We start from the raw sequence: 20,958 nt of genomic DNA, 5'->3' as shown, positions 1-20,958 counted from the left end.
CGGCGGGGCAGGGCTTTCAATAGGACAGCGTCAGCGTCATGAAAAGGCCCTTGGCCCGGTCGGCCTGGCCGCCGCCGATGTTGAAGCGGTACTGCATGGACCAGTCCAGATAGGACTGGGCCGTGCTGTAGTGGCTTTCGCGGAACCATTGGCGCAGGCTGACGCCCACGCCGGCGCTGGCGGACCAGCTGCTGCCATTGCCTTGCAGTGCCAGCGTCTGCCCCTGCTGGGCGGCCAACTGGGCTGCGGTGGGCGTGGCGCCCGGGGCGGCCTGCAGGGAGCGCACATCGACGCGGTTCCTCTGCTTGATCCAGTCGGCCGCGACCACGCCGAACGGGAAGATCACCAGGCCCTGGTTGATGCCGTCGGCCCGGAAGCTGCGCCCGATACGGGCCTCGGTGGAGAAGAACCATTGCTCGCGCTTGTAGCGGCCCGAGCCGTCGCCCACCAGGGCACCATTGGTCTGGTCTGTCAGCGTGAAGCGCGAGGCCATGCTCTGGTTGGCATAGCCGGCCTGGCTGTAGCCTTCCATGGTGAACCAGCTGGAGCGGTCCGTGCGCCGGCCCGTTCCCTCGTAGAAGCCATGGGTGACATAGGCCAGCCACCCGCCCTGGCCCGCGCCTGCGCTGTATTTGGCCGAGATGGGATTGCCCAGCGCGGGGCCCGTGGGGTTGAGCGGATCGCGCCCGCTCATCAGGCAGCGCAGCTGGGGCGATTCAGGCGTGATGAAGCCCGAGCGCGTGGCGGAGCCGATGTTGAACTGGCGCTCTATGCCAAAGGTCAGCGCGTACTTGGTGGACGGCGTGAAGCGCATGCCCAGCGAGCCCGTGGTGGTGGGCAGGCCAGAGATGCCGCGGTTGTCGCCGGCCTGCACATTGATGGGCAGGCCCGTGCAGGGGTCGATGGCGCTCTGGCCCAGCGTGGTGCCGCCGCCGTCATGCAAGGTGCTGCCCAGCCGCCCGTAGACATCGAAGATGCGCGTCGATGAGTTGAGGAAGTTGGACGGGCGCCAGTAGGCCTCGGCCGTGCCGAAGACCGCATCGCCCGCCTGGGTGAGGATGCCGTCCGAGAACGCACGCCCCGCAGGCCGCGCACCCCGGTAGCCCATGGAGACGATGGCGCCCCATTCGCGCGAATAGCCGGAGACGGCGCTGCGTGCGTTCTCGCGCTGGCCGGGCGTGAGCTTGGCGGTGCCGGCGTCGTCCAGGTCGATGGCTTCCTTGAAGGTGCGCACGGCGCCCCGGTTGTCGCCGGTGCCGGCCAGCGCATAGCCTTCGTCCAGCATGGCGCCCGCTGGCGCCTCGCCCGTGGCGCGCGCCGCGCGAAAGTCCTGCAGCGCCTTGGCCGGCTCTTCCTGGCGCGAGTACAGGTAGCCGCGCTGCATCAGCAGCTGGGGGTCGTTGGGGGTGATGGACAGCGACTTGTCCAGCCGCAGCAGGGCCTGGCCCTGCTGGTCGCGGTTGCCTGCGGCCAGCGTGGTGGTCAGCAGCTTTTGCAACTGCTCGTTGTCGGGGTCCTGCTCCACGGCCGTGCGCGCGTGGTCGATGGCGGCCTTGTAGTCCTGGCGCGCGTAGGCCGCATAGGCCTGGGCGCTGGGGCCGCCCGTGCCCTGGGCATCGGAAGGCTGCAGCTCGCAGACCGTGCCATAGGGCGTGTCGCGGCAGTCCTGCAGGGGCGGCGGATAGTCGGCCATGGCCAGGGTCTGCGAGGCGCCGCGCGTATCGGCCACCATGGGCGTGTCGCGGCCGGGGCGCAGGTCATCGGCTTGCTTGAGGCGGCGGGCCACGGATTCATCCTGTGCCGGCATGGGCGCCAGCAGCGCGCGGGCGCGTGCCGCGTCGCCAGCGGCCAGGGCCGCGTCGGCCGCGATCAGGCGCAGGTTGGCGGACTGCTTTTCGTCCAGCCAGTCCTGCTTGAGCACGGCATCGAAGTCCTCGTTGGCCTGTGCGGTCTTGCCCTGGCGCTGGCGGATGTAGCCGCGCATGCCCAGCGCCGCTGTGTCTTCGTTGTCCTGCGCCAGCGCCTCGTCTGCGGCTTTTTCCGCATCGGGCAATTGCTCGGCCAGCAGCAGCGAGGTGATCAGCAGCAGGCGGTGCGATGCCGTTCCCGGCGCCAGCGCCACTGCTTCGCGCGCAAAGGGCACAGCCTGCGCCGGGTTGTTGGCGATCAGCGCCTGGTAGGCCTTTTGCGCCGGCAGCACGGCCTGGCTGCGGCGCAGGGTCTGGCGCTTGGCCACCAGGTCGCTTTTGTTGGGAGGGTCCAGGGCCAGGGCGGCATCTGCGGCCTCGATGGCGGCGCCCAGTTGCTCCTGCGCCTCCAGCGCGCCTATCCACAGCAGCGCCCACTGGCCCTGGCTGGGGTCCAGGCGAAAGGCCTGCTCGGCCCTGCGCGCGCTGTCCGCGTAGTTCTTGGCGTTGTAGTCGGTGTAGGCCTGCGTGGCGATGGGAAAGGCTTTGTTGTAGGCCTCGGAAGCCGTGGCCCCCGCAGGCCCGCCCGCCGCCCCGCCTGCCGCTGCGGCCCGCACATTGGTTTCGGCCTGCTGCAGCGTGGCCTCGTCCAGCCCGGCGGCGCGGGCCGAGGCGATGGCCTTGAGCGCTTCCTCGTTCTTGCCCTGCTTTTGCAGCGAGTAGATCAGCAGCATGCGCAGGCGCAGCAGGTCGGGGCGCAGCTGTACGGCCGATGCGGCGGCGGTCGCGGCCCGTGCAAAGCGGCCGGCCTGGTAGTGGGCATAGGCCTGGTTGGCCAGTTGCCACGCGCGGCCCCTGAGCGGCGCCTCCGCCTTGACGGCCGCCACGGCCTGCGGCCAAGCCGGCGGCGTGTTCCAGCCGGCGCCCAGCAGCGCGGCCAGCGTGAGAGGGCGAACGAGGGGAGCGAGATGCTTCATATGCCGGCCCTTGGGGTGCTTGGAATGCCTTGTGCGGGAATGTCGGGATGCACCGTGGGGTCGGTGGGCTCCCCCTGCTGGAAGCTGATGGCCTCGCGCAGCGTGGCCTCGTCGAGCCAGCCCTGCTCCATGAGGATGGCGCCCAGCGGACGGCGTTCGCGCTGCTGTATCTCCAGCGCGGTGGCCAGCCGGGTTTCGTCGATGGCCTGCCATGACAGCAGCAGCTCGCCCAGGCGCTGGCGCTGGTGGCTCAACTGGTCGGTGGACGGGAAGTCGTGCATGGTCTTGTCCCAGGCCAGGCGCTTGCCCGTGACCAGGTGGACGATGAACAGCTTCCAGGCGCGCGCCGCTGCCATGGCATTGATGAAGTTGCCGATCACCATGCGCGGAATGGACAGCATGGCGTGCTCCCAGCCGTACAGGCGCGAGACGAACCATGCGCGCTGCACCACGCGCAGCAGCAGGGCGATGACGTTGACGCTCATCAGCGTCACCAGCCAGCCGTTGGGAGCGAACAGGGACGGGTAGTACACCGTCCACCAGCCCATGTGATCGGCCAGCAGGAAGAGCAGGAAGTTCAGCAGCAGCAGATAGGCCAGGATGGCCACGAAGGAGGTCACCAGCCCCTTGCGGTCACGGAACAGCAGGTACTTGGTGGACAGCGGCCCGGCCCAGCCGACCTGGCTCCAGCCCTGCAGGCCGATGCCCAGTGTCCAGCGCGCCTTTTGCCGGTAGGCGGTCTTGAAGGTGTTGGGAAAGAACTCGCGGATGCCCAGCGGCATGGTCAGCGTGGACACCTTTTCCTTGCCCAGGCCGAACAGCGGCTTGCGCCGTATCACGTAGTCCACGGGGAACTTGCCGAAGATCTGCTTCATGCCCCGGCGTGCCAGCCGCGCGCCGATGTCATAGTCCTCGGTCAGCGTGTCGGTGTTGAAGGGCTGGTTGTGGGTCTCGGCCGCCAGTTCCTCCATCGCCTTGCGCGAAAAGCAGGTGCCCACGCCGGCCGAGGGCACCATGTGCGACATGCTCTCGCGCACCACCAGGTCCTTGGTGTGCCATTCGGCGAATTCGTCCATGTAGGTGCCGGCCACCAGCTCGTACCACTCGCGCTCCAGGGAGGTCACGGGCAGCTGGATGAAGTCCATGCGCGGCAGCAGGTAGTTGTAGTACTTGAGCTCCAGCGGGTGCAGCACGTCCTCGCTGTCGTGCAGGATCACGCCGGCAAAGGGCTCGGGCTGCAGCGTGTTCTGCTGGAAGATGGCCTGCACGATCCAGTTGAGGCAGTCGGCCTTGCAGGTGGGGCCGTCATGGGGCACCTCCACGCGGACCAGCTGGCGGTAGCGCCGGCGCATGCGCTCGACCTCGTTCTTGGTGCGCTCGTCGTTGCGGTAGGTGCCCACGAAGATCATGTAGTTCTTGTAGTCCAGCGTGCCCACCATGCTCTCCAGCATGGGCGCGATCACGTCGTACTCCAGCCAGGCCGGCACCATGATGGCCAGCGGCTTTTCCTCGACCTCCTGCAACTGCTGTGCCTTGAGCGGCTGGTAGCGGCGCTTGACGGTCAGCGCGCGCCAGGCCTCGCGCACCCAGTACCAGGCGTCGATGAACAGGTCGTCGATGCTGGACAGCAGGATGACGACGGCCACCACGGCGCTGACGATCTCCAGCGCGTGGTAGTAGTCGGCCACCAGGTAGGGCCAGTAGAGGGAAGAGATCATGGCGATCGCCTCATGCCGTCGTCATCGTTGCCCGGGCCGGGCTCAGTGCTTGGACTGCTTGCTGCGCGCCACCGCCCAGGCCAGCACCACCAGCAGCAGCACCACGAACAGCGCGATGGCGATGCCCGGCACGCTCCAGGACAGGAAGTTGCGCCATTCGTGGAAGGCGCCTTCGCGCGGACCCGACGGAATGCCTGTTTCGGGATTGCTGCTGTCCACCCAGGCCAGCGGGCCGTCGCCACCGATCACGGCGATGTTGCCGCGATTGAGCAGGAAGGGCTCGCCCAGGCCGCCCGTCCACTCGCCGATGGCATGCCACAGCACGCCCTGCTGGCCGCCTGCCGTGACCACTTCGGCCGAGGACAGTTGCTTGAGTCCCTTGATGTCCAGCCAGTCCGCCGACTTGCCGCGGATGCGCAGCTGCTGCCGGTCCGTCACCGTCACCAGGGGCTTGGCGCCGTCCACCGGCACTTCCATGGCGACAAAGGGCATGGAGGGCTTGGCCGTTGCATCGGCCTGGGCCACGACCAGCTCGGCCTGCGAAGCCGACAGGCCGCTGGCGGCCGCCAGATTTGCCATGCGCTCCAGCGCGGCCGGCGCCGCCGACAGATAGCTGGCGGGCACCAGGAACTGCGACTTGGCGCCCAGCAGCGGCAGCAGGCCGATGAAGCTGCCGTTGGCCTCGGCCTTGCCGGGCGTCACGTAGCTGATGGCCGGCAGCACGCTGGCGGGGTAGGGCTGGGGAATCTCGTTGCAGTCGGCCGAGTAGGGCTGGCGCTGCACGGACACCCGCAAGGTGTTGTTGATGCCCAGCGCATAGCCGGGCACACGGGCGCGCAGGCGTTCGGGCTGGCCGTTGGCCTCCAGCTGGCGGGCCGACAGCAGCATGCCGTTCCAGAACAGCGTGGCCACGGGACGCGTGGCCGAGGCGCCGGGGGCGGCGGCCACGTACAGCGTGATCTCGCCCGGCATCTGGCCCTGCGAGGCCACGGCGCTCAGCGGGAAGTTCATCGTCCAGTCGCCGCGCGACAGCACGTCGAAGCTGTCGGGACTGCCGCCCAGGCTGGACAGGCGTATGCCCTTGGCCTCGTCCCATTGCGGGGGCTGGGCCGCGGCCACGGTCACGTTGTCGCTGACCAGCAGGCGCTGCAGGGCGGCCTCCTGCAGGCCGGCCACGCGCGCACCCGCGTCCGCGGCCACGGCCAGCACCATCTGGCGGCCCATGGGCAGGGCGCGCAACTGCTGCGAGGCCAGCGCCTCGTTGGCCAGCGGTGCGCGCCGGGCGCGCCATTGCTGCAGGGCCTGTCCCGCATCGGGGTCGGCCGCCAGCTGGGCCTGCAGGGCCGCGAAGGCGGCGGTCAGGCGCTGCTGCAGTGCCTTGTCGGCCACCACGATGTCTCCGCTGACCTGGGCGGCCCCCAGCATGAGCAGCGCGCCCAGTTCGGCGTCACTGGCCAGCTTGTGCTGGGGCTCGGCGCCGCGCAGTGCGGCAAAGGCGGGCACGCCGGCCAGGGCGGCGGGAACCTCCAGGCCGCGCAGGTCCAGCGTCTCCCCCACGGCGGGCAATGCGTTCACCGTCATGCGCCTGTTGTTGCGCTGCAGGCTGGCGCCGATGCGCCAGGCACTGTCGAACGAGGCCTGCTCCAGCTGCCGGCCCGCCACCAGCACGGTGGTGCGCACGGGCAGGGTGTTCCAGACATCTTCGATGCTGCGCACATCGCGCGGGTCCACGCGGTAGCTCAGCCGTGTCTGCGGCGAGATGGTCAGGGAGTTGGCCAGGGAGTGGTTGTCATCGCATCGCACCTGGCCGTTGCGGCTGCGCCAGTTCACGCCCAGCCGCACGAAATCGCTGGCGCGGGCCTGCTGGGCGACGGGCAGCGTGCGCTGCAGCGTGCCGTCACCGTCGGGCACGGTCTGCGACACGGCGGGCGTGCCGTTGAGCGAGATCACCACGGTCGAGACGCCGGGCTCACCCTTCAGGTAGCGGCTGTCGAAGGCAATGCTGGCATCGCCCAGCGGCAGGCCGCGCGGCACGGGCAGGTAGAAGTCCTGGGTGGCCGTGCCGGCCAGCACCACGGGATCGACGATGCCCAGCTCCTTGAGCGTGACGCTGCGCTGCAGCCCGTCGCTGGCGCCCAGCTGGCGTATGGCGTCACCCAGCGCCGAGGCCGAGGCCGTCTGCGCGAACAGGGCGCCCAGGCCCAGCAGCGAACCCAGCGCCCAGCGGGCCCCGGTGCGGGAAAGCGATTGGCGGATGGTCGGTTGCATGGGGGCCTCTTTTCTCACTTCGGTGCTCGATTCGTAATGCGCTTCGTGGACGTGGTGCGCGGGGTGGTGCGTGCGTGGTTCAGGCCGGCGCCATGCCCTTGGTCACGGCGGCCGCGATGCCCGGGACGGCCGCGCCGCCTGTGTGTCCGGCGGCAAACTCGTCGAAGGGCTGTCCCAGCAGGGCACGCACGATGCGCTGCGAGGCCTGGCCATCGCCATAGGGATTGATGCGGCGCGCAAACGAGGCGTGGTGCACCTCGTCGGCCAGCAGCCGGTTGACCTCGGCCACGATGCGCGCGCGCTGCGTGCCCACCAGCAGCACGGTGCCGGCCGATACGGCCTCGGGCCGCTCGGTCACGTCGCGCATCACCAGCACGGGCTTGCCCAGGTAGGGCGCCTCTTCCTGCACGCCACCGGAGTCGGTCAGGATGATGTGGGCGCGCTGCATGAACCAGACGAAGTCCACATAGTCCAGCGGATCGATGAGGCGGATGTTGTCCATGCCGCCCAGCGTGCGCATGACCACTTCACGCACGGCGGGGTTGAAGTGCACGGGGTAGACGATGAGCAGGTCCGGATGGCGCTGCGCCAGCTCGGCCAGCGCAGCGCAGATGTTCTGGAAGCCTTCGCCGAAATTCTCGCGCCGGTGTCCCGTGACCAGCAGCAGCGGGCGCTGCGCATCCACCCAGGGATGGCGCTGGGCAATGGCGCGGGCCAGCTCGGGCTGGGCATCGAGCCGGTCGCACAGCGTGGCCAGCGCATCGATGACGGTGTTGCCCGTCACGGCGATGCGGCCCTGCAGGTTCTCGCCCAGCAGGTTGGCGCGCGACGTGGGCGTGGGCGCAAACATCCACTGGCTGACCACATCGACCACGCGGCGGTTCATCTCTTCGGGAAAGGGCTGGGCCAGATCGCCGGTGCGCAGGCCGGCTTCCACGTGGCCCACCGGAATGCGACGGTGAAACGCCGCCAGCGCGCAGGCGGTGGCCGTGCTGGTGTCGCCGTGCACCAGCACGTAGTCGGGCTTTTCCTGCTCCAGCACGCCATCGGCACCTGCCACCACGCGGGAGAACAGGCCGTTGAGCGTCTGGTTGGGTTGCATGACGGCGAGATCGTGCTGCGCCTGCAGGCCGAACAGATCCATCACCTGGTCCAGCATCTGCCGGTGCTGGCCGGTGACGCACACCACGCTCTCGATGCCCCGCGTCTGCGACAGGGCCGTGACCAGTGGCGCCATCTTGATGGCCTCGGGACGGGTCCCGAAAAACGAAAGAATCTTCATGCCAACCCCTTTTGCGTTTTCCTGTGCTCTTCGCTTGTGCGTTCTTGTGCTGCGCTGTACCCGGCAGGGGCGGGACCCGTCTCAGCCCGAAGACGGGCCGGGCAGGCTGCAAAGCGGTGTGGAATATACGGCGGGTTTTTGGAATTTTCGATCGATTGCTCCGGTTCGATTGAAAACTATCGTCAATTGAGAGAAATTGACGGAAGTTAAGAGGACTTGAGGGAGCTTGATGACCTTGCTTTCCATTGGGGAACCTCCGTCGAATCTCAAGCGCCGCAAGCCATGCGCGCCATGGGGCTGGATGCACGTTCGCGCCAGGGGTGCTGTTGCACAAAGCTGCGCGCCTGGGGGCTTTGTTGCAGCTAGTACATCACCGAAACAAGGATGTGCTTGTCAGACGCTTGCCTATTGCTGCCAGCTGCTGCCTATTGCAAGCCCTGGGGCGCGTCTGCGCAAGGCTTGGAGGGGGCGTCCGTGCTGTCGCTTTCCCTGATGTGCGGCCGGTGCGCGGGGCCGGGGCAGGGGCGGGCGCGGCGGGCGCAAACCTGGGCATGAACCTTGCCACAAGCCGGCCCGGAAACGAAAACGGGCCCCGTGTAGGGGCCCGTTTTGCTGGGTGTATGGCGGAGAGGGCGGGATTCGAACCCGCGGTGGGGATTAGCCCACACACGCTTTCCAGGCGTGCGACTTAAACCGCTCATCCACCTCTCCGAAGCCAGCGATTGTAGCAGTGATTTCGGGCGGTCACGGTAAGAAGCTGGAACCGGCAGCGATGCGCATGCGTCCCGCCGCACCTTGCAGGTAAAACCGGCAAGGCAGCTCCGGTCGTTCAGCCGCAAGCCATTTGGGATGGTGAATGGTTGCAGTATCGTGAAATCCGGCGAACTTTTGATGCGGGTCCATCTAGGGAATCCTCGGTGCGCACTATTTGCAGTGGGCAACCCATGGCGTATCCGCATTGATTCAGGTTTTCCTCAGCCCGGTGCATTCGATGGAAGCAGATGTCGGGAGCTGTCATGTATACAAGAAGGTATTTTCCTTGCTTTGTGAAATTGGAGTGAATTTCATGTAAGTCATTGATGTTGTTGATTTTTGTTCAAATGAAATCTATCTGGTTTGAAAGGTTCCAGAATGCATCCTGGACGAATTGCAAATGTTGAATGCAATTCTCAAGCGCCGGATGCATTTTGCAACAGACGCCGCATGCCAGCTTGTAGACAATGCCTGCGGCGCCGGGCCTTGAAATGCCTGTTTCAAGCCCATTGCGGCAGATTCCTCCTGTATTGCGGCGTGTCGACAGCCCAGGCCAATCATAGAAACCCGCTATCACCATGGCTCACCATTCAATGCGCTCCGATTTTTACTGTGGCGGGGCGCTGCCATGGCGGGCACTGGCCTTGAGCCTTGTGGCGGTGCTGGGTGCCGGGGCGGCGTTCGCTGCCGGGCCGCAGCGGCAGGTGCTGGAAAGCCTGCCGTCCGGCACGGCCAAGGGGGCGCCTGCCTATGAGTTGTCGCTGCCTGCCTGCACGGCGGCGCCTTGTCCCTTTGAGTTGCGGCTGGTGCGTGCCGGTGTGCAGCAGGGCCAGCCAGCGGCGCTGTCCTGGCCTGCGTCCAGGAGGCCGGCGCAATTGGCGCAGCCCGATCCGCTGTACGGCGTGGGTGATCCGCTGTCTGCGGCAGCAGGGCTCCAGCACATTGAGCGCGTGTGGACGACTGGAGAGGAAGAAGACACCGTCACCGCTGCCGTGCGCAGCTTGCGCCTGCCCGGTGTGCAGGGCGGCTCGCGTGCGCTGCTGGTCACGCAGATGGGGGGCTTTGAGCATCCCAAGCGCCGCCATGCGCTGTATGTCGCCACCGCCCAGGGCCCGCACCTGGCCTGGCAGTACGACGAGCCCCAGGGCAACTACCAAAGCTGGGTGCTGGCGCCCACGGGCCGGATTCCGGTGCTGCTGGTGCGCTATGCATCACCGCAGGACGATGCGCCCGACCAGATCGAGACCCGCAGCCTGCGCTGGAACAAGAGCCGGCAGGCGTTTGCCGAGCAGGCCTCGGCACCACCGGCCGCCGTGCAGGCCGTGGTGGCGGCGCGCTATGCCAGCGTGGCGGCAGCACGTGCCGCGCGCGCGCAGCAGGCCGAATGCCTGGGCGCCTATTCCGTCGTGCGCACACGCCCCGCAGGCGCCGCGCCCCATCACGCCCTGGTGCAGGTGGCGGCGGACATGGCGCAGGCGCATGCTGAATCTCTGCGGCTGCGTGCCTGCTCGGCCAGCCTGCAGCCGCGCACCGTGCCATTGGTGCACCTGCTGCCGGATGCCGGCCTGAATCCCGGCAAAAAACCCGGCAACAAACCCGACCGCAAACCCGAGCCCGCCCGCTGAGCCGTTGCTGCGGGCCATATCGACAACCACAAAGAGGGGAGAAACATGCCTGACATCAAGGACAGCGTAGGCGAGGGCGGCAGCAACCAGGTGCATGACGTGGCCCTGCTGCAGGCCATGCTGCGCGTGGTCAAGGACGCCAAGAACGCGCCGTATCTGGGCGTGGACTACGACGGCAGCTACGGCGCGCAGACGCGCGCCGCGCTGGAGCGTTTCCAGAACGACCACAAGCTGGCCGCCGCCAAGGCCGCGCCGGGCCAGCCGCAGGCCGGGGGTGCCAAGGAGGCGCTGGGCCTGGCGGCAGCCGGAGGGGCCACGGTGGCCAAGCTCAGCGGCATGCTGCCGGCCTCGCACCAGGGCATGCGCGCCGCGCAGAACTCCAAGACGGTGTACCTGGAGGCCAAGGCCCAGGACGTGGCCACCAGCAAGGCCGCCATTGCCAACGATGCGGAGTACGAGCCCACCTTCCGCGCCAAGCTGGCCAGCCTGGTGCAGCAGATGTATGACACGCACAAGATCGCGCTGTGGATCACGCCCACGGGGCGCCGGCGCACCTTTGCCCAGCAGGCCGCCGAGACCCAGACCAAGGCCGGCCCGGGCGAGAGCAACCACAACTTCGGCCGCGCGGCCGACATCGGCTTCAAGCGCTTCCAGTGGGTCAAGGGCGACGGCAGCATCGTCACCGACGCCGACTGGCTCAACCAGCTGGAGGCCGTCAAGTCCGCCGATGCATCGCGCTGGTGGAATGAGCGCGACAGCCTGGCGGCCAAGCAGGGCCTGCTGCCGCTGAAGTTCGAGCGCGTTCACCTGCAGGCATTCGCCCAGCAGGGGGTGAGCAACCAGCGCTCGCTGGCCAAGCTGCTCAACGCCGTGTCGCAGAACAACATGGGCTGGAAATCCGCCTACCAGGCCGACCTGCAGTCCCAGGGCAAGCATTGGGTGAACGTGGGGTCCGCCAAGTCCATCTGGGCTGGAGCAGCCTCCGTGACCAAGGCCGATCTTGCCAAGGCCCGCACGGCGGCCACCGGCAAGCAGGTCAAGGAAGCGCAGATCACCCAGAACGAGGTGGACGCCATGCGCCGCATGCTCAAGGCCGATTTCGAGCAGGCCGACCTGAACTGGTCCAAGTGGGCGCCCGTGCCCTGAGCCTGGCCGGACGCCTGCCGTGCAGGCAGGCGTCACTCCCATCGCATCTTCCGGAGAGAGCATCTTGAGAATCGACCCTTCGACGGGGGAGGCCGCCCTGCGCGCGCCACTGTCCCTTTCGCTGCCCCTGCCTGTGTCCCTGTCCGCGTCCCTTTCGGCGGCCCTTCCGGCGTCCCTTTCCGCCATGGACGCTGACGCAGCGCCGGGCGGGCCGCCTGCCATCCGCGCCCCGCAGGACGTTCTTTCAGGCGTGCGCGTTGCCTCGCAGCTGCTGCAGGACTTTCGCCCCATCACCGAAAGCATCGAGTGGGAGCTGGGCCATCTGCACTGGGCGCAGGCCGGCCTGCTGACCTTTGCCGAGAACGAAGTGCCCTACGTGGTCAACAACAGCGGCCGCCTCTCGGAGGATGCGGCGGCCCTGCTGTTCCACCACTGCGCGGACACCGCGCCGCAAGGCGCCATCGCCGTGCTGGAATTGGGCGCTGGCTGCGGCCTGTTTGCGCGCATGTTCCTGCAGGCCTTCCGGCACCTGTGCCAGCAGGAAGGGCGTGATTTCGACCATCGGCTGGTCTACTACGTCACCGATGGCTCTCCCCGCACGGTCGCGCAATGGCAGGAGCGCGCGCTGTTTGCCGAGTTCGGCGGCCAGGTCGTGGCCGGCTGCTGCGACGCCATGCGGCCCGAGGCCGTTCAGCTGCCGGACGGCAGCACGGTGCCCCTGCCGCCGCTGCACGCCGTGTTCTGCAACTACGTGCTGGACGTGCTGCCTGCCACCGTCGTGCGGCGGCAGGGCGACGGGCCGGTGCAGGAATTGCGCATACGCACCCGCCTCACCGATGACGCCCAGCTCGTGCGCCAGTACACCGCGCTGTCGCCGGGCGAGATCCGTGCCCTGGTGGACCATGCGGATGCGGCCCAGCGCGCGCGCCTGCTGCCCCTGGTGGGCCTGTTCGAGCAGGAGGTGGGCTTCTTCGACTGCGACCAGGCAGCGCTGTCGCCCTGGGTGGATGCCGCCTTGTCCGTCAGCGAGGCGGCACCGCGCCTGCTGGTCAACCACGGCGCCTTTGGCGCGCTGCAGACGCTGCACAAGCGGCTGGCGCCCAAGGGGCTGGTGCTCATCAACGACTACGGCGCCTGCACGCCCGAGGCGGCGGCCCAAGCGGGCGCCTCCCAGCGCTTTGGCCGCACCAGCGCCATCGGCCTGAACTTTCCGCTGCTGGCGCAATTGTTCGGGCGCGAGGGCTGGCAGGTGCTGGCGCCTTCGGGCGATGCGCAAAGGGCCATCCATGCGCGGCTGCTGATCGGCGAAGGATGCGAGCGCACGGCGGCAGCCTTTCTCAACCGCTTCAGCGCCGACGCGCAGCAGTTCTTCGAGGCCCCGGCCCATGAGGCCCGCACGCACCTGGAGTCGGGCCGCCAGGACGCCGCCCTGGAAAGCTACCGCCAGGCCATTACCCGCAGCCCGCGCGACTGGCGGCTGCTGGGCGAGGTGGCCGAATTCGTGGGCCTGCAGCTGCGGGACTTTGCCGCCGGCATCGAGCTGGCGCGCAGCGCGCTGGACCTCAATCCCTGGCTCAGTACCTGGCTGTGGAATGTGCTGGGCGACTGCCTGTTCTGCCAGGAGCAGTTCGCGGCCGCGCATGAGGCCTACCTGCAGGCCGAAGGCATAGACCCGCGCGATGCGCGCACCCAGCTCAACCTGGCCTACACCTGGCAACAGCGCGGCGACCCGGCGCGCGCGCTGGCCTGCATCGCCCAGGGCCTGGCGGGGGATGCGCATGGCGTGCACACGCAGCGCCTGATGGAAAAGCAGCAGCAGATCCTGGCGCAGATCGCTGCCCTGCGCGCCTCGGAGCAGCAGCGGCTGGCCCAGCGCGCGGCACGGCTGCAGGGCGGGGCATAAGCCTGCCGGCAGCCCGTGGAAGTTCAGCGGTTGCGGCCCGCCAGCCGCACGGCCAAGGCCGCCGCCGATGCCGCGCAGGCCAGGGCCACCACCCCGCCCCAGCCCCACTGCGCCAGGGCCAGTGCGCCCAGCGCCGAGCCCGAGGCCATGCCGATGAACACGCCCGTGAACAGCAGCGCATTGAGCCGGCTGCGTGCAGCGGGGTCCAGGCCATACACCAGGGTCTGGTGCGCCACCAGCGTCGCCTGGATGCCGAAGTCGAAACCGATGGCGCTGGCCACCAGCAGCGGCAACTGTGCGCCGGCTGGCAGCCAGGGCGACAGTGCCAGCACGGCAAACGACGCCAGGGCCAGGCCCGCACCCAGGCAGGTCACGCGCTGCGGGCCGCTGCGGTCGGCCAGCCGGCCTGCCAGCGGCGCGGCCAGCGCACCGGCGGCGCCCGCCAGACCCAGGGCGCCGGCTGCGGCGCTGCCCATGTGGAACTGCTGGTGCAGCATCACGGCCAGCGTGGACCAGAAGGCACTGAAGGCCACCGACAGCAGGCCCTGGGCCAGGGCCGCACGGCGCAGCGCGGGCTGGCAGCGCCACAGCTGCACCATGGAGCGCAGCAGCGCGCCATAGCCCAGTTGCGTGGTCGGCCTGAAACTGGGCAGCCCGCGCCACAGGGCCGCCCCCAGCAGTGCCATGGCAGCGGCGGCCAGCAGGTAGACGCTGCGCCAGCCGCCATGCTCGGCCAGCAGCCCGCTGACCACGCGCGACAGCAAAATGCCCAGCAGCAGCCCCGTCATCACCGTGCCCACCACCTTGCCACGCTGGTGCTCGGGCGCCAACGTGGCGGCGGCCGGCACCACATCCTGCGCCAGGGTGGCAGCCAGGCCCACGGCCAGGCTGGCGGCCAGCAGCGGCGCCAGGCCCGGGGCCAGCCCGCTGGCCAGCAGGGCCAGCATCAGCGCGGCGGTCTTGGCCAGGATGATGCGCCGGCGGTCCATGCGGTCGCCCAGAGGTGCCAGCAGCAAAATGCCCAGCGCATAGCCCAGCTGGGTCAGCGTGGGCACAAAGCCCACGGCGCGCTCGCCCGCGCCCAGGTCGGGGCCGAGCACGCCCAGCATGGGCTGGCTGTAGTAGAGCGAGGCCACGCCCACGCCCGCCGTGGTCGCCATCAGCAGCACCAGCGACCGGGGCACGCCGGCTGCCTTTTCGCTGGTGGCCGCCTGGTTATGCGTAGATTGAATGCAAGACATGTTGATCCGCCGATACGGCGTGTTTGAGAAACGATGGCCGTAGTGTGGTGCGATGCAGCAGCCCACGGTAGTGGCTGCGTCCGCAGAATCGATATACGCTTGGCGTATGACCATCGCCGACCTCTCCCTGCCTTCGGGCGCAGACCGCATCGAACTGCTGCAGACCTTTGTGCGCATCGTCGAAAGCGGCAGCCTCTCGGCCGCCGCGCAGCAGATGTCCACCACCCAGCCCACGGTCAGCCGGCGCCTGCAGACGCTGGAGCGCGCGCTGGGCCTGCGCCTGCTGCGGCGCTCCACCCACGCCATGGCGCTGACCGACGACGGAGAGCGCTGCCTGGCCCATGCGCGCGAACTGCTCGATACATGGCGGGCGCTGGAGTCCGACCTGCGCGGCGCCCAGGACACGCCGCGCGGCCTGCTGCGCGTGGTCGCGCCCCACGCCTTCGGCCAGGACCAGCTCATGGCGCCGCTGCTGCAGTTCCTGGGCCGCCATCCGGCCGTCAAGGTCGAGTGGCTGCTGCATGACCGCCAGCCGGACTTCATTGCCGAGGGCATCGACTGCGCCGTGCAGGTGGGCGCCGTGGTCGATCCATCGGTGGTCGCGCTGCGCGTGGCCGAGGTGCCGCGCATTGCCGTGGCCGCGCCTGCCTTGCTGGGGCAGGGCAGCGTGCCCCAGCACCCGCGCGAGCTGCAGGGGCTGCCCTGGATTGCGCTACGCACTTTCTACCAGCGCGAGCTGGAACTGCACCGCGTGGGCGATGAGCGGGTGTGCAAATCCTGGCGCCTGCAGTTCGAGCCCCGGCTCAGCACCGACAGCCTTTATGCGCTGCGCAACGCCGCCCTGGGCGGGCTGGGTGCAGCCCTGGCCTCGGCCTGGATCGTGCGCGACGATCTGGAGGCGGGCCGCCTGGTGCACCTGGCCCCGGACTGGCAGGCCGCGCCGCTACCCGTGCACCTGGTGTATCCGCCGGCGCGCCACCAGCCGGCGCGCCTGCGCGCCTTCATCGCGGCCATGCGGGAGGTCATGCCGGGACTCACCGGAATGCGCGCGCCGCTGCCCTGAGCCGTTCGCCCGCCGCTGTTGCGGCGGCGCGTCACCGCCCGGTTTGCCAACGGTAAGCATGGCAACTGCATAGGATAATAAGAATCATTTGCGATCTTCTTCGCGATTGGCTTTTCCTCCATGCCGTCCCCCTCCACGCTACAACCGCCCGCCGAGCCCCTGCTGGCCCAGCTGGTGCAGCACTATGACGAACTGGTCGGTTTCCTGCGCCACCGCTTCGGCGATGAATGCCAGCCCCGCGAAATCGTCAACGAGCTGTGCCTGCGGTTGATGGAGCGGCCCGTTCCCCAGGGCATTGCCAACCCGCTGGCCTTTCTGCGGCATCTGGCGCGTGACCTGGCCATAGACCGCCATCGGGCCCAGGCGCGCCGGCCCGAAACGCCCTTCGATGGCGCCGAGCTGGAAGAGCGCCTTGCCCCCGCCGCCGCCATGCCGCTGTCCCCGCCCGAGCTGGCCGTGGCCGCCGCCCAGCGCCAGCGCGCGCTGCTGGTGGCGATAGAGCAGCTGCCCCAGGCCAGCCGCGAGGCCTTCATCCTCACCAAGCTCTACGGCATGCCGCAGGAAGAGGCCGCACAGCGCATGGGCATCTCGCGCGGCATGGTGGCCCGCCATCTGGCGCGTGCACTGCGCGATGTGCAGCCCGTGCTCACGGCCGACCATGCCGCCTGAGATCACGCGCAGCACAGGCGGCACGCGCAGCGCGCGCCAGGGTGCTTCTGCGCAGTCTTCGGGGCGCAGCGCCCATCTGCCCGTCGATGACGCCCTGGCCCCCTTTGCCGACATGCTGCGCCGGCACCTGCCCACGCCCGAGGAAATCGAGCAGGCCGCCGCCCAGCGCCAGAAGCTGCGCCAGCGCAGGGCGCTGCGCGCAGGCACGGCTGCGGCCCTGGCGGCGCTGGCGCTGCTGCTCTGGGCCGACCCCGCGCTGCAGCGCCAGACCCTGGCGACGGCCGTGGGCCAGCGCCAGAGCTGGCAACTGGCCGATGGCAGCGAGGTGCGGCTGAACACCGGCTCGCGCGTGCAAGTGGCGCAGCACCTGCGCTCGCGCCGCCTGGTGCTGGACCAGGGGGAGGCGTCCTTCGAGGTATCCCATGCCTTCTGGCACGGCTGGGTGCCCTGGCTGCAGCGGCCCTTCACCGTGCAGGCCGGCGGCGTGGTGGTGCAGGACATCGGCACCGTGTTCGGCGTGCACCGCCATGAGGATGGCGCCGACATCACCGTGCTGCAGGGCAGGGTGCGCGTGCATTCCATGGAGGGTGGCGGCGCACCCGTGGAGCTGTCCACCGGCCAGCACCTGCGCACGCGCGCCGGCCGGCCGCTGCCGCAGCTCGTGCCGGCAGAGGCGGGCGACGGCGCCGCTGCCCTGGCCGCCCTGGCCTGGCGGGAGGGCCGCCTGGTGCTGGACGGCACGCCGCTGTCCGAGGCCGTGGCGCAGATGCAGCGCTACCGCAGCGCACCCATCGTGCTGGCCGACCGGCATGCGGCGCAGCTGCGCATCTCGGGGCAGTTCGACCTGGACCGCATCGACCAGCTGCTGGACTTGCTGCCTCGCCTTGCGCCCGTGCAGGTGCGGCATGAGGACGACGGCCGCGTGCTGATCTCCACGCGCCACAGGTAGGCGCAGGTAGGCGCAGGTAGGCCGCCCGGCAGTTGTCCCTGCAGCCGCTGGCCTGATCCAGAAATTTTCCTTGGCCATGTGTACAAACCTGCGCGCTGCAGCGGCTTACAGGCAGACCGGCATCGCGCCCGGGGCCGAACAGGCCCTGGAGGGGCCTGCCGCCGCCGCCGTATCCCGTATTCCGTACCCAACGCCTCAGGAGAGATGTCGCCATGAACCCTTCCCCTACCGTCACCGGCCTGCCGCGCCTTCGCATCGCGGCCCTGGCCGCCGCACTGTGCATTGCCGGCCTGGCCCATGCCCAGCCCCTGGCCGTGGATCTGCCGGCCCAGCCGCTGGCCCAGTCGCTGAACGCGCTGGCGCGCCAAAGCGGCGCCCAGATCATCTTCCTCACCGATGTGGCCCAGGGCCTGCAGGCGCCTGCGCTGCGCGGCACGCTGGAAGTGCGCGAGGCCCTGCAGCGCCTGCTGGCCGGCAGCGGCCTGCAGGTGCGTGCGCAGGATGAGCGCACCTTCACCGTGGAGCGCAGCGGCGGCCCGGCTGCCAGCTCCGGCGCTGGGGGTGCCGTCATGGCAGAAGTGCGCGTGCTGGCCTCGCGCGCGGAGGACACGGCCTACTACGCCCCCTCGGCCGCCAGCGGCACCAAGACCGAGGCGCCGCTGCGCGACGTGCCCCAGACCATCAATGTGATCCCCCAGCAGGTCATGCGCGACCAGGCCGCCACCTCGCTGCAGGACACGCTGCGCAACGTGGCCGGCATCGGCCTGTCGCACGGCGACGGCCAGCGCGACCAGGTCAGCATCCGCGGCTTCACCAGCATCGGCGACCAGTTCGTGGACGGATTCCGCGACGATGCGCTGTATTTCCGCGACCTCTCCAACATCGAGCGCGTGGAAGTCGTCAAGGGCCCGGCCGCCGTGCTCTATGGCCGGGGTTCCTCGGGCGGCCTGGTCAACCGCGTGACCAAGAAGCCGGGCGTCAATGTCTCCGACGTGGCCGTCAGCATTGGAAGCTGGGCCGACAAGCGTGCAGAGTTCGACGTGGGCCGTGCGCCCGAGGGCAGCGACTGGTCCTGGCGCGTCACCGGCGCCGCCGAAGACGCCAACAGCTACCGCAGCCAGCAGTTCCTCAAGCGCGAGACCATCGCCCCCTCCGTCATGTGGAAGCCGGACGGCAACACCTCGCTGACGCTGCAGGCCGAGCTGCTGCGCGACAAGCGCGTCACCGACTTCGGCATTCCCGCCTACCGCGGCCGCCCCGTGGATGTGGCGCCCGGCACCTACTACGGCTCGGCCAATGCGCGCGATGCGGACACCTCCGAATCCACCGTGGGCTCCTTCACCGCCACCTTCAACCACCGCTTCTCGGACACGCTGCGCGTGCGCAACGCGCTGCGCTACTACCACTACGAGCTGGACCGCCAGAACACCTTGCCGGCCGGCACCACCAACGAGGCGGCCGGCACCGTAGCGCTGACCCGCTCGGGCGTGGACCGCAACGAGCACGGCATCTTCAACCAGACCGAGCTGATCCAGAATTTCAGCACCGGCAGCGTGCAGCATGAAGTGCTCTACGGCCTGGAGCTGGGCCAGCAGAACAAGGATGCGCTGTCCTACAGCGGCGGCACCCTGGCCAATGTGAACCTCTGGAACCCCGTGCTGCCCGTGGCCCCGCTCAACGGCGGCGGCACCCTGAGCGGCAGCACGCTCAACCGCTACCTCACGCGGGCCCTGTACCTGCAGGACCAGGTCACGCTGTCGCCGCAGTGGAAGCTGCTGGTGGGCCTGCGCTATGACCGCTTCGGCCAGGAAACCGACAACCGCCTGGCCGGCCAGAGCGACTTCAGCCGCACGGACTCCACCTGGAGCCCGCGCGCCGGCCTGGTGTGGCAGCCCGATGCCGTGCAGTCCTATTACCTGTCGGTCAGCCGCTCCTACCAGCCTTCGGCCGAGATGTTTGCGCTGTCGGCCACCAATGCCGCCATCAAGCCGGAAAGCACCACCAACTATGAAGTGGGCGGCAAATGGGACCTGATGGACGGCAAGGCCATGGCGACGGCATCGCTGTTCCAGCTGGAACGCACCGACATCAAGACCACCAACCCGGCCCAGCCCACCCAGCTGATCCCCATCGGCACGCAGCGCACGCGCGGCCTGGAGCTGTCGCTGTCCGGCGAACTGCGCCCCGGCACCCAGGCCACCTTCAGCTACGCCTACCTGGATGCCGTGGTCACCGAATCCACCACCGTGGACGCCGGCCAGCCCGTGCAGGGCAAGCGCGCCACCATCACGCCCAGGAACTCCCTGTCTGTCTGGCTGACCCAGCGCCTGGGCGATGCCTGGACCGTGGGCGGCGGCCTCAACTACGTGGGCGACCGCTTTGCCAACCCCGGCAACACCGTCACGCTGCCCGCCTACACGGTGGTGGATGCCATGGCCCAGTACCGCATCGGCCGTGCCACCACGGTGCAGCTGAACCTGCGCAACCTGTTCGACCGCCGCTACATCGTCTCGGCCCACGGCACCAGCCCCAACCTGAACCTGCCCGGTGCGCCGCGCAATGTGATGGTGACGCTGCGGCACAGCTTCTGAGGCCGCGCCGGCAGCGCCGGCCTCTCCAAAAGACAAAGGCCCACGCAAGTGGGCCTTTGTCCATCCGGGCCGTGCCGTTTACTCGGTCGCCTTCTTCAGCGATTCCTTGGCGTTGTCTGCCGACTGCTTGGAGCGCTTCTTGTGGTAGTCCGACTTGACGTTGTTAACGGCCTTGCCGACCGGCCCGCTGTCCTTGGCCTTGGCGTCGGCCTGCTTTTCCTTCACCTTGTGGTCTGCGGCGTCGGTGGCCTCGGAGGCGGCCTTGCCCACCTGGGCGTGGGCGGTCGACAGGCCTGCGGCGAAGGCAAGGGAAATGGCGGTGGCAAGCAGCAGTTTTTTCATGGAACAGGTGTCCTGTGATGAGGTGGCTGCATGGTGCGCCAGTGCGCTGGTGCCGCCTTGTAGGAGCAGGGCTGTGCTGTGCGCGGGCACTGCGGCCCAAGCGCAGAAGGGCTTCCGACGGTAGCTTGCTTCGGTGTCCGACATGGGGCAGCCGGCCGAGCTTCTAGCCTTGGACCAACCCCCGCCAACACCCAAGAAGGACACACCATGATCACAGCCGAACCCACCATGACCAACCTCTTCGATCAGCTGGGACTGGATTCCAGCCCGGAGGGCATCCGTCAGTTCATTCTTTCGCACCGCCTGGAGAAAAACACGCTGCTGGTGGACGCTCCGTTCTGGACCGATGCACAACGCGCCCTGTTCTCGCAGCAGTGGCATGCCGATGCGACCTGGGCGCTGGTGGTGGACCAGCTCAGCGAGGCCTTGCATTCCGAGCCCGACCTGGACGCCGCGCCTGCCCCGGTGGCTTCCGAGCACGAACCGGAAGCGCGTCCCTGATCCTGTGATGCAACCGCTTGCGA

General features: G+C 68.9%; 15 protein-coding genes and 1 tRNA gene. 8 read left to right on the top strand and 8 right to left on the bottom strand.

Annotated elements, in window-relative coordinates:
• Positions 1-16: 16 nt before the first annotated feature.
• From IAE24_RS12280 to IAE24_RS12255, 6 genes are all read right to left on the bottom strand, one after another.
• Positions 17-2,884 (bottom strand): NfrA family protein, encoded by a 2,868-nt coding sequence (locus IAE24_RS12280; protein ID WP_199961384.1) that lies wholly within the window; start codon positions 2,882-2,884, stop codon positions 17-19.
• Positions 2,881-4,602, bottom strand: coding sequence for a glycosyl transferase family protein (locus IAE24_RS12275; RefSeq protein ID WP_012204791.1), 1,722 nt, complete (start codon positions 4,600-4,602; stop codon positions 2,881-2,883). The genes IAE24_RS12280 and IAE24_RS12275 overlap by 4 nt, the downstream gene beginning before the upstream one ends.
• A gap of 42 nt (positions 4,603-4,644) precedes the next feature.
• On the bottom strand, positions 4,645-6,870 hold the full coding sequence (locus tag IAE24_RS12270) for a hypothetical protein (RefSeq protein WP_199961385.1): 2,226 nt from the start codon (positions 6,868-6,870) through the stop codon (positions 4,645-4,647).
• Between the two features lie 79 nt (positions 6,871-6,949).
• Complete coding sequence (gene wecB, locus IAE24_RS12265) at positions 6,950-8,152, bottom strand: non-hydrolyzing UDP-N-acetylglucosamine 2-epimerase (RefSeq protein ID WP_199135640.1); 1,203 nt, start codon at positions 8,150-8,152, stop codon at positions 6,950-6,952.
• 621 nt (positions 8,153-8,773) lie between these two features.
• Positions 8,774-8,863, bottom strand: a tRNA-Ser gene (locus tag IAE24_RS12260).
• A gap of 33 nt (positions 8,864-8,896) precedes the next feature.
• Positions 8,897-9,055 carry a hypothetical protein gene (locus tag IAE24_RS12255; protein ID WP_199135639.1) on the bottom strand — a complete coding sequence of 53 codons (159 nt, stop codon included), beginning with the start codon at positions 9,053-9,055 and terminating at the stop codon, positions 8,897-8,899.
• Between the two features lie 503 nt (positions 9,056-9,558).
• On the opposite strand from IAE24_RS12255, the gene IAE24_RS12250 reads away from it, so the two are divergent.
• The 3 genes from IAE24_RS12250 (at position 9,559) to IAE24_RS12240 (ending at position 13,579) form a co-directional block, all read left to right on the top strand.
• Positions 9,559-10,530: a hypothetical protein gene (locus IAE24_RS12250; RefSeq protein ID WP_325100529.1), complete on the top strand. Its 972-nt coding sequence runs from the start codon at positions 9,559-9,561 to the stop codon at positions 10,528-10,530.
• A 45-nt stretch (positions 10,531-10,575) separates the two neighbouring features.
• Positions 10,576-11,676 carry a peptidoglycan-binding protein gene (locus tag IAE24_RS12245; RefSeq protein ID WP_071955035.1) on the top strand — a complete coding sequence of 367 codons (1,101 nt, stop codon included), beginning with the start codon at positions 10,576-10,578 and terminating at the stop codon, positions 11,674-11,676.
• A 184-nt stretch (positions 11,677-11,860) separates the two neighbouring features.
• Positions 11,861-13,579 (top strand): tetratricopeptide repeat protein, encoded by a 1,719-nt coding sequence (locus IAE24_RS12240; RefSeq protein WP_233626276.1) that lies wholly within the window; start codon positions 11,861-11,863, stop codon positions 13,577-13,579.
• A gap of 23 nt (positions 13,580-13,602) precedes the next feature.
• Here IAE24_RS12240 and IAE24_RS12235 read toward each other — a convergent pair whose 3' ends face one another.
• On the bottom strand, positions 13,603-14,820 hold the full coding sequence (locus IAE24_RS12235; RefSeq protein WP_199961387.1) for an MFS transporter: 1,218 nt from the start codon (positions 14,818-14,820) through the stop codon (positions 13,603-13,605).
• Between the two features lie 106 nt (positions 14,821-14,926).
• On the opposite strand from IAE24_RS12235, the gene IAE24_RS12230 reads away from it, so the two are divergent.
• The 4 genes from IAE24_RS12230 to IAE24_RS12215 all read left to right on the top strand — a co-directional run bounded on the left by IAE24_RS12230 (position 14,927) and on the right by IAE24_RS12215 (position 20,092).
• Entirely contained in the window at positions 14,927-15,883 is a 957-nt protein-coding gene (locus IAE24_RS12230) for a LysR family transcriptional regulator (RefSeq protein WP_013803067.1), read from the top strand.
• A gap of 120 nt (positions 15,884-16,003) precedes the next feature.
• Positions 16,004-16,552, top strand: a complete 549-nt coding sequence (locus IAE24_RS12225; RefSeq protein ID WP_013803066.1) for an RNA polymerase sigma factor — start codon at positions 16,004-16,006, stop codon at positions 16,550-16,552.
• Entirely contained in the window at positions 16,542-17,501 is a 960-nt protein-coding gene (locus IAE24_RS12220) for a FecR family protein (RefSeq protein ID WP_083571152.1), read from the top strand. Before IAE24_RS12225 ends, IAE24_RS12220 begins: the two co-directional genes overlap by 11 nt.
• Positions 17,502-17,713: 212 nt before the next feature.
• Entirely contained in the window at positions 17,714-20,092 is a 2,379-nt protein-coding gene (locus tag IAE24_RS12215) for a TonB-dependent siderophore receptor (protein ID WP_199961388.1), read from the top strand.
• Between the two features lie 78 nt (positions 20,093-20,170).
• On the opposite strand, the gene IAE24_RS12210 is transcribed toward IAE24_RS12215, so the two are convergent.
• Positions 20,171-20,434, bottom strand: a complete 264-nt coding sequence (locus tag IAE24_RS12210) for a hypothetical protein (protein WP_099753056.1) — start codon at positions 20,432-20,434, stop codon at positions 20,171-20,173.
• A gap of 207 nt (positions 20,435-20,641) precedes the next feature.
• Here IAE24_RS12210 and IAE24_RS12205 point away from each other — a divergent pair, with 207 nt between their 5' ends.
• On the top strand, positions 20,642-20,935 hold the full coding sequence (locus IAE24_RS12205; RefSeq protein WP_199961389.1) for a DUF2789 domain-containing protein: 294 nt from the start codon (positions 20,642-20,644) through the stop codon (positions 20,933-20,935).
• Positions 20,936-20,958 lie beyond the last annotated feature (23 nt).

The sequence above is a fragment of the Delftia sp. S65 genome, assembly GCF_016516495.1.
Lineage (GTDB): Bacteria > Pseudomonadota > Gammaproteobacteria > Burkholderiales > Burkholderiaceae_C > Comamonas > Comamonas acidovorans.
This window is presented reverse-complemented; position numbering and strand designations above follow the sequence as displayed.